General features: G+C 65.7%; 13 protein-coding genes and 2 pseudogenes. 9 read left to right on the top strand and 6 right to left on the bottom strand.

Translation table 11 applies throughout. The annotated features are described in order from the left end of the window. Window positions 1-221: 221 nt before the first annotated feature. On the bottom strand, window positions 222-2,825 hold the full coding sequence (locus tag NE358_RS04110) for an LGFP repeat-containing protein (RefSeq protein ID WP_499318306.1): 2,604 nt from the start codon (window positions 2,823-2,825) through the stop codon (window positions 222-224). Window positions 2,826-3,164: 339 nt separating this feature from the next. On the opposite strand from NE358_RS04110, the gene NE358_RS04105 reads away from it, so the two are divergent. The 9 genes and pseudogenes from NE358_RS04105 to NE358_RS04065 all read left to right on the top strand — a co-directional run bounded on the left by NE358_RS04105 (window position 3,165) and on the right by NE358_RS04065 (window position 9,586). Further along, window positions 3,165-3,347 (top strand): hypothetical protein, encoded by a 183-nt coding sequence (locus NE358_RS04105; protein ID WP_289941736.1) that lies wholly within the window; start codon window positions 3,165-3,167, stop codon window positions 3,345-3,347. Between the two features lie 277 nt (window positions 3,348-3,624). Further along, window positions 3,625-5,385 (top strand): hypothetical protein, encoded by a 1,761-nt coding sequence (locus tag NE358_RS04100; protein WP_289941735.1) that lies wholly within the window; start codon window positions 3,625-3,627, stop codon window positions 5,383-5,385. Window positions 5,386-5,616: 231 nt separating this feature from the next. Then, on the top strand, window positions 5,617-6,729 hold the full coding sequence (locus tag NE358_RS04095; RefSeq protein ID WP_289941734.1) for a DegT/DnrJ/EryC1/StrS family aminotransferase: 1,113 nt from the start codon (window positions 5,617-5,619) through the stop codon (window positions 6,727-6,729). Beyond that, complete coding sequence (locus tag NE358_RS04090; RefSeq protein ID WP_289941733.1) at window positions 6,726-7,655, top strand: glycosyltransferase family 2 protein; 930 nt, start codon at window positions 6,726-6,728, stop codon at window positions 7,653-7,655. Before NE358_RS04095 ends, NE358_RS04090 begins: the two co-directional genes overlap by 4 nt. Beyond that, window positions 7,652-8,056: a GtrA family protein gene (locus NE358_RS04085; protein WP_289941732.1), complete on the top strand. Its 405-nt coding sequence runs from the start codon at window positions 7,652-7,654 to the stop codon at window positions 8,054-8,056. Before NE358_RS04090 ends, NE358_RS04085 begins: the two co-directional genes overlap by 4 nt. Continuing rightward, window positions 8,049-8,297 (top strand): annotated as a pseudogene (locus NE358_RS04080) (hypothetical protein); the annotation flags it as partial. The gene NE358_RS04085 and the pseudogene NE358_RS04080, both read left to right, overlap by 8 nt. Before the next feature lie 60 nt (window positions 8,298-8,357). After that, window positions 8,358-8,510: pseudogene (locus NE358_RS04075) on the top strand (DapH/DapD/GlmU-related protein); the annotation flags it as partial. A 54-nt stretch (window positions 8,511-8,564) separates the two neighbouring features. Continuing rightward, the gene (locus NE358_RS04070; protein ID WP_435302736.1) at window positions 8,565-8,963 is read left to right on the top strand and encodes a sugar 3,4-ketoisomerase; all 399 of its coding nucleotides are present in this window, start codon (window positions 8,565-8,567) and stop codon (window positions 8,961-8,963) included. Further along, on the top strand, window positions 8,960-9,586 hold the full coding sequence (locus tag NE358_RS04065; RefSeq protein WP_289941727.1) for a D-glycero-alpha-D-manno-heptose-1,7-bisphosphate 7-phosphatase: 627 nt from the start codon (window positions 8,960-8,962) through the stop codon (window positions 9,584-9,586). Before NE358_RS04070 ends, NE358_RS04065 begins: the two co-directional genes overlap by 4 nt. On the opposite strand, the gene NE358_RS04060 is transcribed toward NE358_RS04065, so the two are convergent. The 5 genes from NE358_RS04060 to NE358_RS04040 form a co-directional block, all read right to left on the bottom strand. Then, window positions 9,571-10,152: a D-sedoheptulose-7-phosphate isomerase gene (locus NE358_RS04060; RefSeq protein ID WP_289941725.1), complete on the bottom strand. Its 582-nt coding sequence runs from the start codon at window positions 10,150-10,152 to the stop codon at window positions 9,571-9,573. The genes NE358_RS04065 and NE358_RS04060 overlap by 16 nt on opposite strands. Window positions 10,153-10,184: 32 nt before the next feature. Next, window positions 10,185-11,669 (bottom strand): PfkB family carbohydrate kinase, encoded by a 1,485-nt coding sequence (locus tag NE358_RS04055; RefSeq protein WP_289941723.1) that lies wholly within the window; start codon window positions 11,667-11,669, stop codon window positions 10,185-10,187. Window positions 11,670-11,728: 59 nt separating this feature from the next. After that, a complete protein-coding gene (locus NE358_RS04050; protein ID WP_289941721.1) occupies window positions 11,729-12,967 on the bottom strand; it encodes a glycosyltransferase family 9 protein in 1,239 nt (412 codons plus the stop codon). A 58-nt stretch (window positions 12,968-13,025) separates the two neighbouring features. After that, the gene (locus NE358_RS04045) at window positions 13,026-15,059 is read right to left on the bottom strand and encodes a glycosyltransferase family protein (RefSeq protein WP_289941718.1); all 2,034 of its coding nucleotides are present in this window, start codon (window positions 15,057-15,059) and stop codon (window positions 13,026-13,028) included. Window positions 15,060-15,285: 226 nt separating this feature from the next. Beyond that, window positions 15,286-16,233 carry a glycosyltransferase family 2 protein gene (locus NE358_RS04040; protein ID WP_289941717.1) on the bottom strand — a complete coding sequence of 316 codons (948 nt, stop codon included), beginning with the start codon at window positions 16,231-16,233 and terminating at the stop codon, window positions 15,286-15,288. Window positions 16,234-16,246: the final 13 nt, after the last annotated feature.

The raw sequence follows: 16,246 nt of genomic DNA, 5'->3' as shown, positions 1-16,246 counted from the left end.
TCTCGTCGTCATCCTAAAGAGCCGTGCCACAAGCCCGTCAGGACTGGCCTCCTCCGCAAAGTCCCGTAGGCAAAGAAGCCAGACAAAAGGGAAGCGGAGGTGGAGGCGGTCGCCACGGGCACTCGAATACGCGATCCGAGCCCCCCTCGGCGCGCGGCACTGCCTCGAGAAGATTAGCATCCTCGTCGTCACGACTTTGGTTGGGCCTGCCCACCCTGCCGTCACGAACCCGCGGTCACGCTGCCGTTCTGGAAGTCCTGTGTCGTGGCGCCATTCACCGTGCGCGAAGACCCCGTCGGTAGACCGTAGCGTCCAGATGGTCCACCAGCACCCATCCAGCGCGCGTAGATCGGAGGCGCGACCACATTTGCACCCGTCTGAGGCGACCAGAAGATCGCCCCGTTGTCGAAGTCCGCTTCACACCACCGACCGTTACAGGAAGTCGGGGCGAGAACGCGGCCCAGGGCGCCGGTCGGCCCCCCGCTCGCCATCCACAGGTCGCGGTATTGCCCGTAGAGCGGCACGACACCGTTCGACGGCGAGCCCGACAGCACACCGCCCTCGAACTGCTGCCAGCACGTCAGGGACGAACAGATGGGCGTCGCTGTCGGCGCACCAAGCGCACCGTCGGACGATCCCTGGGCCTTCCACGGCTGGAGGAACCATCCGGATACGGCGATCATCCCCGACGCAGGCGTCCAGACAAGGGTGCCGTTCTGGAAGGGCTGCGAACAGCTGCGGCCGTTGCAGGAATCATTCGCGAGCGGGAGTCCGAACGACCCGCCTGCTCCACCCGCGTTGTTCCACACGGTGAGGTATTGACCGTAGACCAGGACGGGCCCGTTGGCAGGCGAACCGACGAGTGTCCCGCCCTCGAAAGGCTGCGAACAGGTGATCGAGGAGCAACTGGCGGACGCCTTCGGCGCACCGAGTGCTCCCGCACCCGAACCGCGGGATTGCCACGCCTGCAGGAACGGAGAGCCGATCGTCACCATGCCGTACGTGGGTGTCCATACGAGCGCACCTCGCTGGAACGTCTGTGAGCAGTTCCGACCGTTGCAGGAATCACCCACGAGCGGAAGACCCAGCGAGCCACTCGCTCCCCCGGAGGCGGTCCACACGTCGCGGTACTGACCGATGATGGCGACGACACCGTTCGACGGTGAGCCGACGAGCGTTCCCTTGTCGAAGGTCTGCGAGCACGTGACGGCCGAACACGTGGCATTCGCCGTCGGGAGACCGAGGCCGCTCTGGTCGAACCCGAGCGCGCGCCAGGCGTCGACGAATCCACCCGTTGTGACGATCGCACCCCGAGAAGGCAACACATCGATACGGGCCCGCTCGAAGAGCTGGTTGCATGCGGTGGTCGTAGCGCACGAGGCGGATGCGAGGGGTGCTCCGAGCGCAGTCAAGCCCCCGGACGCCAGATAAGGCTGAGCGATCAGAGTGGGAATCGCCTGCGCGTTCGAGCCCGACGCGACGATGATCCCTCCGCCGAACTGCTGGGTGCAGCCGGCGGTCGTGCAGACGGCGTCAGAGGACGGATAGCCCATCGCGCCGCCGGACATGCCCGCCGCTTCCCATGCCTTGAAGACCCCCCCGACGACCGCGGTTGCCGCCCCGCCGGAGAAGAACGCTCCTCGGGCGAAGGTCTGTGCGCACTGCCCCGTCGACGTACACACCTCAGGTCCGCGTGCACCTCCGAGATTGACGCCGCCTGCGTCCAACCAGATGTATTGGATGTGAAGCCCGACGAGCGACCCTCCGACAGTGTCCGCGGAGATCACGCCCCCGTCGAAGGACTGGGCGCACGTCCCGTCCGAGGCGCAGACCGGTACTCCCGTCGGCAATCCCGCCTTCCCGTCGATGAAGCCGAGATTGCGCCACATCGACTCGACCACGCTCGGCACTCCGAAAACACCGCGGCCCGGAAACCAGAAGATGGTTCCGCCGGTGAAGGTCTGCTGGCAGTACCTGTTATTGATGCAGGCAACCGTGCTCGTCGGGGAGCCGAGGATGCCGGACGAGCCCCCGAGGGAGTTCCACACCGTCAAGTACTCTCCGGTCACCTGTCCGACCGTCGGGTCGCCGAACCAATCGGTGTAAAGACGCCAGAAGTTTCGGTTTCCGTATGCCGAACAGAAATCTCCCGTACCGTACAAATTGGCCATAGCCGCGTCGTTCGGGGTATACGGCGTGTAAACGTAAAGGGCCCGAGTGGCATCATTTTGAATGAAGACACGCTTGGTTCCGCACACGCCCGACCGATCCGGCGGATTTGCCTGGAACAGGATGTTGTTCCAGCCGAGCTGGTAGCCGAACCAATTCGGGTTCTTGATGTAAACCTGCATCTGTCGAGCAGCGCCGTAAATCTGGTAGAAGAACCCGGCGAATGCGGGGTCGCATGGCGCCCCGTCCGGACACCCCTGGCCGAGCGCCGCGGTGTACTGATACGAGCTAGGAGAGTCCTCGGTGATGAGCCCCTGCTCTTTCTGCAGCATCACCAAGATGACGCGGGGGCTGATCCCGCAAACCTGCGACACCGCCACGATGAGCTGGGCAGCGCTCATCTGCCCGCCGGGGAAGGCACGACAGTAAGCGTTCGCCGCACGGGAAGGAGTGATCTGGGAGTAGTCCTTCAGGCAGGGGATGCCATTCGTCGAGCGGCACGTGCTGAGCTTCGAATTCAGGAAATTCTGTACGTCGCCTGCCGACATGGACGATGAGTCGAAGAAATTCGCATCCGAAATGAGATATCCAGGCTGGAAGGCACTGGCATCCGCGGCGGATGCCGACGGACTTTGAGCGGGGGCGACTGTTGCCACGAGGCTGGCGATGAGCGAGACGAAGACGACGAAGCCTGCGGTGAGGCTTCTTCCTCGGGGTCGCCGGGTGTTCGACGTCACGATCGACGAACCGCAACCGGCTCAGACGACCCCGTCGACGCCGACGAAGAGAAGCTGAGAACGAGCGACCACTCTCCGGGGGCGGCCGCGATCCGCATGGTCCCGCAGTTCAGAGCGGCGGGTGTGTCGTGTGCGGCGGCCTGGGTCTCAAGAACTCGTCCGTCGGTCGAGGTCGCGGTCAGCACACACGTCCCTTCCTCGCCAGTCGCGCCGGTGACGAGCCCTGACGCAAAGACCCCCTGTTCGTCCGAACCCGAGTTGGCGATCGTGACGGTGATCGTCGAAGTCGACGCAGACGGCGCGGGGGCGGGATTCTCTGAGGGGGCGGCACTCTGCTCGTCCGTCAACGTCGGCGAAACGGCCGGGGTGGGTGTCTCCGACGGGGACGCATCAGGGCTGCCCGTCGGCGAAGCCGAGGCCACCGAGCCGGGACCGTTCTGAGGGGTGGCGCACGCGCTCAGCGAAAGGACGACCACCGCGATGGCGACAGCGGTCGCGCCGACCCGTCCCCATCGCACGTGGCGATCTGCCGTTTCATAGGTGTTCCGTTCGCCGCGCGTCATGCCCCCAGTATGGGCGAGAGGCACCGTCTACGTCCGCAACCTCGCCGCATGACACATCGACGGCCCGGCAGGGGTCGCGTCCGGGGCTTGGACAACGGTGAGGATAGGATCTTGCGGATGCATGGAGGTCCGCCAGCGTGATTGCGCGTCTTGTTGTGAACGACCGGAACCGATGGGAACTGGTCGTCGGTGCTCTGCTGGTCGCACTTGCCACGGTCCTGATCGCCGGCGGCTCTTTTTTCCACCGCGACGATTTCGTGTACGCGGAGTTCTTCCAGCTCAACCCGGTCACGCCCCAGGTTTTCCTACGCTCGTGGTTCGGTCACTTTGTTCCCGGCTACATAGCATTCCTCACGGCGTTCCTGTCGGTCTTCGGACTGTCCTGGTCCGCGGCGCTCGTCGTCACAGCACTCGTCAACGTCGGCGCTTTCGTGGCCGCCGCCCGTGCACTCGACGCCGTCGTCGGGACGGCGCGATTCAACGTGATCGCCGCACTGGCATTCACTTTGTCACTGGGGCCCCTCACCTCCCGGCTCTGGTGGGCGGCGACATTGACGAACATGCTCGCCCTCGCGCTCGGGCTCGCTGTGCTCGGGTGCGCCACCCGCTGGGTCACACGCCGCCGTCGCCGCCACCTCGTCGCTGCCCTCGCCCTGTATGTCGTCGCACTCGCGATGAGCGAGAAGAATCTCCTGTTCTCCCTCCACATCGGTTTGTGGTGCGTCCTGGTCATTTGGCGCGGACTTCCGGTGCCGGAAAGACTGAGGAACATCCTGAAGACGTGGCCTCTCTGGGCAGGGCTGATCGTGGTTTCCGTCGTTGAGGTCGTCGTCTTCCTCACCGGTGGGTATGTCGAGGAATCAGGCTCCTCGCCCAGCCTTCCCACCTCTCTTGCTTTCATCCTCGACAGCGTCATGGGCGGGCTCATCCCCTCGCTCTTCGGTCTTGATATGGAGAAGGTCGTCTCCTCCCTGCTCGATCCGCGCATTGTGGCGACGACAGCGATCTTCGTCGCCTTCATCGTCTGGACGGTTCTGCGCGATCGGTCGAACCTCGGCGTATGGGCCTTCGCCCTCATCGGTGTGCTCGCTAACGTCGTGGCGGTGTCCCGCCGCGCTGACATCCTCGGACCTACGGGTGGGCGCAACCTGCGTTACCTGCTCGAAAGCTCCGCACTCCTGTGGCTGGCGATCGGCGTCGTGCTGGTCGCCGCGGTCCGTGCAGGTATGAGGCGATCCGAGTCCCCCACGACAACGCGATCGGGTCGTCCGTTGCGCGTCGCAGTCGGCATCGCCGGTGTGGTCATCTTCGTGTTCTCGACGTGGTCGTGGTCTCACGGCATAGCGAACGCGATCGACCGTAATGAAGGACGTAATGCGCGTGCGTGGGTTGAAACGCTCCGCGCGAGTCTGCCACACCCGCCCCCGCCCCTGATCGACTCACCACTGCCCGAATCGTTCGGCCTCCCTCCGCTTCACCCTTATGACATGGTGGCTGCCGCTCTTCCCAGCCTCGGTTGGAAAGATGTGCGCACGACAACCTCGATCGAGGGCGCGTGGGTCGTAGGCCCCGACGGATCAGCGGGCCCCGCGACCATCGCCCATCCCGAGGTGGCCCTGTCCAACACGCAATGCAGCGACGGAAGCACAAACATCGCTGTCCCGAAGGCCCACAGCGACGGCCGGAAGTTCGTGATCCTCCGGTTCTCGCGCGCTTCGGGGACGTCCGTAGCTTTTCTCTTTCGTGACGGATGGACGACGATACAACGTCCAGAGCAGTCCGGAACCGTTGCGGTGTACATACCTGGGCCGATCGACGGTGATCTACAGGTCAACACGCAGGGCGGGACCATGTGCGTCGACTCCGTGACCATCGCAGACATCGTTCCTCGTACTCCCCCGAGCGACGTCGGCTGAATCCGCGTAAGAGCCGGCGTTCGAAACGGCGGTGCGTGAGCCGTTGTCAGAAGAGCGGGAACGCGCGCGAGAACAAGAGCGCGCGAAAGGCGCCGATACACTGGTGCGGAAGACATCGACTCCGACCGTTGCGCAACGGCGCTGTCGATAGCGAGGCGGGGCGCCTCGTCGAAGCCACATGCTCGGGGGACGCGGCAGCGCCACCACGCATCTCGTCCGCAGAAGGAACTCATGAGCGAACATCCTGCGATCCCCTTCAATGACCTCTCCCGGGGGTTGCGTCGAGATCGCGATCTTCTCCTGCGCGCAGCCGCCGAGGTCATTGATTCGGGCTATGCGGTGCACGGCGCCCACCATCGCGCATTCGAGTCCGAGATTGCCGAGTACGTCGGCGTCGATCACGCGGTGGGAGTCGCTAACGGAACGGACGCTCTCGAACTGGCCATCAAGGCGGTGAGGCCCGCGGGGCGCTCGATCGTCGTCACGGCGGGCAATGCTGGTGGGTACACATCAACAGCCGTGAAACGCGCCGGCCTGACCCCCCGTTATGCGGATGTGGATGCCACAACACTCTGTCTGACAGCCGACACGGTCCGCGACGTCCTCGACGATGAGGTAGGGGTCGTCGTCGTCACCCACCTCTACGGTCACATCGGCGACATCCCCGAGCTGCGTTCTCTCTGCGACGAGAGAAGTATCGCACTCGTCGAGGACTGCGCTCAGGCAATCGGAGCCGACTCTCGCGACGGACGCGCGGGGACTTTCGGTGATGCGGCCACCATTAGTTTTTACCCAACGAAGAATCTCGGCGCCGTCGGGGACGGTGGCGCTGTCGTCACGCGTTCGAGTGAGGTCGCTGACCGCGTCCGTCAGCTGCGCCAGTATGGGTGGGCAACAAAATATGACGCGGCAGTATCCGGAGGGACGAACTCGCGTCTCGACGAGATGCAGGCGGCGTTCCTTCGTCTCCGTCTTCCCCTCGTGAACGGGTTCAATGCTCGGCGACGGGAGATCATTGCGCGGTATCGCGCCGCCGCAGCCGAGATCGCCCCGGAAGTGCTCACCGTCCTTCCCGCCGCCGGAGGCCACGGCGCCCATCTCGCGATCTGCCGCAGCTCGCAGCGTGACGCGGTCAGGGTTCATCTGCGCGGTGCTGGAGTCACGACCGACGTGCACTTTCCCCTTCCCGACTGGGAGCAGGCGGCCTTCTCCGCGCACGCTCCGACGACGCCGAAGGCGCACACCGAAGCGGCATGTGACGAGGTGTTCAGCCTGCCCTTGTTCCCCGAGCTGACCGACGACGAGGTGGACCGTGTCTGCGCGGCGCTGAGGAGCATCGCGTGACGGCGTTCTCGATCGTCATCCCCGTCTACGGGAACGAAAAGAACATCCCCTCGCTCGTCTCACGGCTGGACGGGCTCATGGGACTTCTCCCCTCGGACACCGAGGTCGTGTTCGTTGTCGATGGCTCACCGGACGGTTCGTACGAAGCGCTGGCTGCTGCCCTGCCCGGCGCGCGCTTCCGTTCTCAGCTCCTGCAGCACTCGCGCAACTTCGGATCCTTCGCCGCGATCCGCAGCGGTCTGGCCGCCGCTCGAGGCGAGGCCATCGGTGTCATGGCCGCCGACCTGCAGGAGCCGGCCGAGCTGATGATCGAGTTCTCGCGGGCGCTCTCGACCGGGGCGCTCGACGTGGTCGTGGGACGCCGTACGGCCAGGAGCGATCCCGCACTGTCCAGCGTCGGAGCGCGGACGTTCTGGAGCATGTACCGACGGTTCATCGCCCGTGATATGCCCCCCGGTGGGGTCGACGTGTTCGGGTGCACACGCACCGTCGCCCGGCAGTTGGTCGAGATGACGGAAGCGAACTCCAGCCTGGTGGCCCAGCTGTACTGGGTGGGCTTCCGTCGGGGCGAGATCCCTTACGAGCGCCAAGCGCGCGAGGACGGGGAGAGCCAGTGGACCCTGCGGAAACGGGTCAAGTACCTTTTGGATAGCGTGTTCGCCTTCACGAATATCCCGCTCGACGTGCTCCTGGTCGGGGGGCTCCTCGGCGGGTTCCTCGTAGTCATCGCCGCGATCGTGATCCTGGGCTACTACCTCGCCGGGCAGATCCACGAGCCCGGGTACGTCCCGCTCATGTTGACGATATTGTTCTCCACGTTCCTCACCATCACATCGATCGGGATCGTTGGAGCGTACGTCTGGCGCATCTTCGACAACACCAAGCAGCGCCCCACGTCGATCGTGATGAAACGCGAGGAGTGGTGACGCTCGCACCGGGAGGGCGTCGCACAGCACGGCAGGCCGCGTGGCGGTTCCTCCTGATTGGTGCGACGAATACTCTCGCCACCACCGCCCTGCTCGTCGGTCTCAGCTACCTCATGCCGGGCTGGCTGGCATACACGGTCTCGTTCGCCCTCGGACTGGCCTACTCGACCATCTTCGCGGCGAGATGGGTCTTCACCAGCGACGGATCAGCACGAGCGGCGAGCCTCTACGCGCTGTGCTACCTCGCCATCTTCCTGATCGGGCTCGTCGTCATCGCGGGCATTCATGCCCTGAGCTGGCCCGCATACGCGAACGCGCTCAGCGTCATCGTGACCGCGCCCTTGGGCTTCGTCGCGGGTCGCATCGTTTTTACACAACGCAAGGAGGGTCGAGATGACTGAATCGACGGGGTTCTTCGTCCATGAGAAGGGCATCTGCGAGAGCACCACCGTGGGCGAGCGCACCCGGGTTTGGGCTTTCTCGCACGTGCTCCCCGGCGCCGTCATCGGCGAGGACGTCAACATTAACGACCACGTCTTCGTCGAGAACGACGTCCGCATCGGCGACCGGGTGACTCTCAAATCCGGCGTTCAAGTATGGGACGGCATTCGACTGGGCGACGACGTGTTCGTCGGACCGAACGTGACCTTCACCAACGACCCGTTCCCCCGAAGCAAGCAGTACCCGGAGTCGTTCGCCACGACGGTCATCGAAGACGGAGCGTCGCTCGGCGGCGGAGCCGTGATCCTGCCCGGCGTCCGCATCGGTCGTAGGGCCATGGTCGGCGCGGGCGCCGTCGTGACGAAGGACGTTCCGCCGTACGCGATCGTGGTCGGAAACCCTGCGCGCATCGTGGGGTACACCGAGACGGCAGGCGGGCAAAGCCCCGCGACGACGCCGGGGGCAGGTATGTCGGCTGGCCTGACCCGCCTGCGGACGGTCAGCGATATTCGCGGAGCCTTGCTGCCGGTCGATCTTCCCGGCGACCTGCCCTTTGACGCCCGACGTGTGTTCTTCGTCCATGGCGTGCCCTCCAAAGAAGTGCGCGGAGAACATGCGCACCGTCAGTGCGAGCAGTTCCTGATTTGTCTGACGGGAAGCGTTTCGTGCATCGTCGACGATGGCACGAAGCGCAACGTCTACGTGCTGGACGATCCTTCGCTCGGTCTCTACATGCCGAAGATGACCTGGGGCACGCAGTATGACTACAGCGCCGACGCCGTGCTGATCGTGTTCGCCTCGCACCCGTACGACGACGCGGACTACATCCGCGACTACGAGGAGTTCCGGGAGCTGGCTCAGTCGTGAGTGCGAGCGGACCACGGGTTCCCGGCAGGACAGCAGCCATCGATGACCTCGTCCGGCGCCGGGTCGGTCAACCCTGGTGCCTCTTTCTCGACCGCGACGGCGTCATCAACACGCGCATCGTGGGCGGCTACGTGCGCACGTGGGACGAGTTTCGTTTCGAGCCGGGCGCGCTCGATGCTTTGCGGGTGCTGGCCCACTGGTCGCCACGCATCGTCGTGGTGACGAATCAGCAGGGCATCGGCAAGGGGCTGATGACTCGCGGGGATCTCCGCCAGGTGCACCTGCAGATGGTGCGCGCGATCCAAAACGCCGGCGGCCGAATCGATAGCATCCGTTTCTGCCCTCATCTAGACGCAGACAGCTGCGACTGCCGTAAACCCTCGCCGGGGATGGCGACCGGCTACCTCGACGAAAACAACGACCTCACCGGGTCCCTCTCGGTCATGGTCGGAGACACTTCCTCCGATGTCGAGATGGGGCGTCGATTGGCCGCCCGTAACGGCGGTGGTGCAACCGTCCGCATACACACCGACGACGACCCGGCTGCCGACCTCACCTCTTCGAGCTTGGCAGCCTTCGCGACGGAGATCCGACGAGCAATGGGCGGTTACTCGGCCGAGTAACCGAATGCGTCCTCGATCGCCTGCATGAGCGAGTGGATGACGACGAGCTCCGACTCCTGCACGCGGTCTGCCCATCGGCTGCCGCCGAGTTCGATCACGACGTCCGCGAGCCCTCCGATCGGCGACGCCGCAGTAGCGGACGATGCCACCACAAGCCCACCGGCCGACTTCATCGCCTCTGCTGCACGGAGCACGTTCGGCGACTTGCCACTGGTCGACAGGGCAAGCAGCACATCACCGGGGCGGGCGAAGGCCTCGACAAACTTCGAAAAGACGAACTCGTATCCGTAATCGTTCGCCACGCACGTGAGATGCGACGGATCGGAGATCGCCATCGCGCGCAGCGGCGGGCGGTTCCCGCGAAAGCGCCCGGTCAGCTCCTCCGCGAAGTGTTGGGCATTTGTCATGGAGCCCCCGTTGCCGCACGCCAGGAGCGTGCCGCCCGTGCGCAGCGATGACACCATGATCTCCGCGGCGCGGTCGAAAGCGATCCCGAACGCCGCGTCATCAGCCAGGGCGGACATCCGTCGTGCGTTCTCTCTGAGATTCTCCTGCAGAACACCCATGGGTGATTTCCTTCCTTCGATCAGCTCCGGCTTCAGCCGCGCCGAACCTGCTGGCCCTGAGACAGGCGGGTTGTGGAGACGCCGTCGAGCAGATTGACGATGTGCACGCGGCCACCCCAGGCCTTGGCATCCTCTCCGCCCACAACCTGCTCGGGTCGGTAGTCAGAGCCCTTGACGATGATGTCGGGCTCGATGGCACGGATCAGCTCTCGCGGAGTGTCCTCGCCGAATACCGTGACGAAGTCGACGTAACGGACCGCCTCGAGCACGTGCATGCGATCCTGCTGCGGCTGCAGGGGGCGGGTGGGGCCCTTCAAACGTGCCGTGGACTCATCCGAGTTGACGCCGACGACCAGGACATCGCCGAGCGAGCGTGCCTCGCGGAGGAGGGCCACATGGCCCGCGTGCAACAGATCGAACACACCGTTGGCGAAGACGACGGTCTTGCCGGCCGACTTCTCGACAGAGACGAGGTGCGCGAGCCGGTTCCAGTCCTCGATGGTGCCGGGACGGTCCTGGGGCGAAGACTCGACCAGGAGTTCGTTCAAGAGGTCGGCGCTGGAGACCACCGCGGTGCCGGGACGCCCGCAGGCGATTCCCGCGGCCAGGTTACCCACTTGGACAGCCTGCAAGGTGGTCAGACCGCTCGCCAAACCCGCTGCGATGCCCGCGATGACCGAGTCCCCAGCGCCAGAGACATCGGCGACCAATCGCGCGCGGGTTGGGATACGCGTGCGCGCGGTCTTCTCGATGACCTCGACACCGGCGGCAGACAACGAAACCGCCAGCGACGAAATCCCGTCCACGAGCAAGCGCTCGGCGATGGCGTCCAGCGTTTGCTCATCGGGCGCGTCCGCCGCGAGACCAGACATCTGCATAGCCTCAGCGAAGTTGGGTTTCACGATGCTCGCCCCGCGGTACTTGCGGATGTCGGCGGACTTCGGGTCCACGACGACGGGGACGTTCAAGGCGCGCGCCAGTTCGATGACGCGCCGAACGAGCTCCTCGTCGAGCATGCCCTTGGCGTAGTCGGAGATGACGACCGCGACACGGTCGGAACCGCCTGCGAGAGCCGCGCGAACGGCTTCGAAAGCCTCGTCCGCCGCATCGGTCGGCAGCGGCTGAGTGTCTTCGCGATCGACGCGGACGATCTGCTGGGCGCCCGCAACCACGCGGAGCTTCTCGATGGTCGGTGCCGTCCCCCGACGGACCGAGACTGCCTCGACACCCGATGCGCCCAGTAACCGGACGAGTTCGCGACCGGCTTCATCGTCGGCCCACGCAGCCACCAGCGTGGTCCGCACGCCCAGCGCGGCGATATTCATCGCGGCATTGGCCGCACCGCCCGCGACGCTCCGGTCGTTGCGCACGCGCAGGACGGGAATGGGCGCTTCCGGTGAGATGCGCTCGACCGCGCCGTCGACGTAACGGTCGAGCATTGCGTCGCCGATGACGATGACTCGAGCGCCTTCGAACCCGAGGACATGCTGCGGGGTGATCGATGGCAATGCTGACATGCGAAATTTCCAGACGTGCGAGAGAGGGCGTAGGGGGCGACGGGATGATCGTAACGAAATCAGCGTGACGAGCCGGCGAGCAGAAGCTCGAGCGTCTCGGCAGCCTCTTCAGCTCCGACTGCCCGGATGCAGTGCGGCTCAGGGGCGATGCACTCGTCGCTGCACCCTTCAGCGGGACGCTCTGGCTGCAGCACCGCACTGCGTTCGGACCACGGCCCGAACCGTTCGGGCGCGTTGTCGCTCCATGGGGAACCTGAAGCCGGGTGGCACGTGACGACGACGGTCGGGATGTTCATGCTGCTCGAGATGTGCTGCAAACCGGAGTCATTGCCTAGGAAGACCTCGCACCCGGCGATCGCTGCCGCACTCTCGCTGAGGCTGAGTTTCCCAGTGAGATCAACACCACGGATGCCGTGTGCTTCGAGGAGACTGCGCAGTCGCTCTCCTCGCTCCTCGTCGACCGAACCGCCCAGAATGCGCACGGACACCGGCCGCTGCGCGGCCAAACGCTCGGCGACCGCTGCCAGATCCTCGACGGGCCATTGACGCTTCGCGTCACGCGCGCCGATACCGAAACCGATCACGAGACGGGTGTCATCCGCCGCTCCCGCGCGATCAGCGGCGACCTGTGCGTCATGCGCGTCGAAGAGGCCCGCGCCAGCCGGAGGCTCCCGATGCAGTGTCCAAGGCACTCCCAGATACTGGGCGATACGGTGCAGTTGATCCACTGTGCGCAACGGAGTCGTCCCACGCCATATCTCGTCGGTCAGAAGGGGCGCCTGCGGACCGAGCCACGCGGGCTCGCGCTCCGGAACCGGGCTGAAGCCGACGATGGAACGCGCTCGGGTGGCGACAGCCAGGAAACGAATGGGCGTGTCATCGAAGTCCCACCGAGGAAGGATGGCCAGGTCGTATCCCTTGAATCCGAAGCGCCTCAGCCCCTGACGTGCCGTGAGAAGTTGTCGCTTAAGCGCGGATCCATCGGTCACCGGCACCCATTCAATGACGCGGTCAACGGTAGGCAACGCGTGGAACATGGATGCTGGCCCCGGCTTCACGACCAGGTGAATGATCGCCCGTGGCCACCGCTCGCGCAGCGCAGCGAGAAGGGTCACCGTGCTCGCGGTGTCTCCGATCTCATCACTTCGCAAGAGCACGATCCGACGCGGATTCGTCGCGGGGTCCCACGAGCGTCGGCCCCGAGCGCCGAACAGGCGGGCGAACAGGGTCGGGCTGAGCGGATCACGGTGACGGATGGCGTTGATCTGCCAGACCGTTCGTCGGAGGAGGGAGCGCACGATATCGAGCTTACGGGGCGGGGCCGCGCGTCTCCTGCGGGGCCGGCGACCAATCCCGTCAACGGCGAAGGCCGCGCCCGGCGGTCCGCGCGGTCTCCATCAGCACGGTCGCGCGCGCGTCGAACGAATGCTCCGAGCGGATTCGCTCCGCAATACGCGCCAAAGTGTCACGGTCGGGAAAGAGGGTTTCGGGGTCCATTCGCAGCAGCTCGACCAGGTGTTCCGCATCGCGATAGGTGACAACCGCGCCGTCGAAGATCTCGCCGATGCCTTCCACGTCCTCCGAGATCACGCGCCCCCCGACCGCCACCACGTCGAAGGGACGCATAGCAATGAACCCGTGGCGACGCATTGCCGGCCATTGGTCGTTGAGCACGATCGATGCCGACTCGTAGCGACAAGGCAGCTCGGAGTGCGGGACGGTCCGCGCCGCAATGGCGGAGTGCGGGATGAACGGCCGCCAATCCGGCCCGTAGACGCGAACGGGGATGCCCGCGCGCAACGGCGCCACGACACTCGGACGCGCGATGCCGCGCGCGGTGCCCACGAACACGATCTCATCCGTGCGGGCGACGCCGCGCGGGGTGAACAGGTCGACATCGGTCGCTTCCAGGAGGGGCGTGACGTCGATGCCCCAACGCTGACCGACCTGTTTCGACCAGCTGACGGATGCCGCGAACACCTGGTCGAAAGACGAGAGCTCGTCTCGCGAGATGTCGTCGGGATGGCTGATGATCCACTGCAGGTTGATGCCCGTCTTCGGCGGATCTATGCGGTAAGGCCCGCGCACGACGACGTTGACGTCGTCGAGGTAGGCCGTGGAACGGTTCTGCGCGCCAAACGCATCGATGACGACCGTGTGCCCGCGGCGACGCAAAGCGGAGGCGAGACCGCGGGCAAAGTGCATGTCACCCCACACGGCTCCCTGCCTTCCGGCTGGCGCACAGATTTTGATCGCCCAACGCTGCGCATCCGGACGAGGCCGTCTCCAGCGCAAGGACGGCACCACGACCGCCCCGTCGCCGGGTCGCCACGCGATCAGATCGAAGCCGATCTGATCGACGATCGCGGCAGCGATCCCTCGATCGCCGGCGCCACCCCCCACCTTCGGCGCCTTCTCGTCGAAGATGTGAAGAGGTTCTTCGAGGACCGGTCGCACGGTAGTCAGGACTCGGACACCCGCTCGGGTTCTCAACGCACGAGCAAATTGTGTGCAAGAAAGGTGAGCATCGCTCTTGAGGGTGTCCCGGAGCAGCGAGGAGGCCATCGCGACGCTTCGCCCGCGCAGCAGGGGGACGGACACAACCGATTCGAGGGGGTCCAGGTCCTCGGCTGGATGATCGGAGAGGATCCCCCACGGCACGGGTCCCCCTGTCTCCGCCGCGCCAAGCCCGTCGACAGTGCCATCGTATGTGCGTTGAGCGGGCATCGCGACGTGCCGGTCGTCGCTTGCCTCGAGAAGCGCGTCGATCTCGTCGTCGGTGAATTCCGCGCGAGGATCGAGGGCAACCACCGTGGTGACCGCGAGGTCGGCGCTCGCCCGATCGATCACTCGTGTCCAGGCGGCGCGGCGAGGATGCCCCTGCAGGACGATTTCGGGCACGACGGTTGCGAGCACGTGAGCGGATACCCACTGGGACGCATCGACCCCGACGAGCGGAATCACGACCGATTCGTTCCGCGGCCCGACGGCGCGCGTTGCAGCCTGCAAGAGCTTGCGCGCGTAGCGTCGGTCGCGTGCCTGAATCGGCCGTACAAGTCCGTTCGCTCCTGCCGCGGGGAGCGCCACGCCGCCGACTCGGTGATGACGCCAGGAACGGGCAGCATGAAGTGCCACGCCGCGCACCTCGGCGACCGACAGCGTCACCGATCGTCCGGCTACCCGAAGGGTGATCTCCGACTCCGGATGCGACCAGGCGTGCTCGAGTCCCGCGCCACCGTAGAAGCGCCCGTGCTCTTCAGCGTCCCACCAGGGATGGACGCGAACGGTCTCGCGCTCGCTCAACAGGTAGGCATACAGCGCGGGAACGCGCAGCACCTCGGGCAGCTCGGCTCCTGCGACGATGTCGTCGAAGAGCGGGTTGAGGCTCATCCCACGCCGGAATCCTCGGACGACGTAATGCGCGATGGCAGCTGTCCGCGGCATTCGCCCGACGCCCAGCTGAGCGGCGTAGTAGTCGGGATCGACGAGCGCACTGCGCGCGATTGTCCGCGCCCACCAAACGCGGTCTGCACCGCGCACAGCCGAGCCCAAGAACCTCAACGCTCGAAGACTGCGAACGACGTCCCGGAACCGACCTGCGTGCATTCCACCGATTCTAAGTGCGCCCCCTCGCGCCGCCGACGCGACGACGCCATCGCCGCAGGCGCGACCACAGCGGCTGGTGCGTGTCGATCTCACGCCGAAGGTCCGCGCGGATCTGCTCGCGGAAGCGTTCCATCGCGTGACCGATCGCCCCGTCGATATGGCTCGTCAACTGCCGCTGGAGCGAGGCGAGATAGAGCGGCAGCCCATCCCCCTCCCGCCCGATCCACTCCGCGAGCGCCCGGTCGCGCACCCGCGCATCGTCGACGGCGTGTGCTTCCGTGAGAGCGAACATGCTGTTGGCATCGAGACCCGTGGCATCCGGTCTCTGCGTCCAGAAGGCCAGCGCTTCGCCGGCGAGGAATCCGATCCCGCTATGCCGGAGGATGCGCAGATAGAGGTCCCAGTCCTCGACGGCGTCGAGGGTCTCGTCGTACCAGCCGACTTCGTCGTGAATCGACCTGCGGTAGAGCACCGAGATCGGCACGGCCCGGTTGACGCTCAGCATCTCGCTCAACGAGATCCGCTGCATGCCCGCCCAGAACGGCGCCCGTCCGACCTCGACCCACGTCCCGCCGCGCTTCTCTTCGTAGACGATCTCGGTCGCCACGGCGACGGCCGCGTCAGAAGCGGTCGAGTCGAGCCATGCGACCGTTCGCGAGAGGAACTCGGGATGCCAACGGTCGTCGTCGTCGTGGAGCACGACGAACTCGGTCCCGGCGTCTCGGACGCCCTGGTTCGCGGCGACGCAGCGTCCGCCCTCGCCGTCCGCGATGTGCCGCACGATGGCATCGAGACCGGAGGCCGCGACGATCGCGTCCACCTCGGCGGTGTCTCCACCGTCGTTCACCACGACGACCCGGTGGTCGGAGAAACTCTGAGCGGAGATGTCGGAGAGCGCCCGGCCCAGGAAGTCCGGCCGCCGCCGGGTACGGACGACGATCCCGACGCGCGCAGTCATGCTGTCGAGCATA

Source organism: Sphingomonas sp. G5 (assembly GCF_052660795.1).
This window is presented reverse-complemented; position numbering and strand designations above follow the sequence as displayed.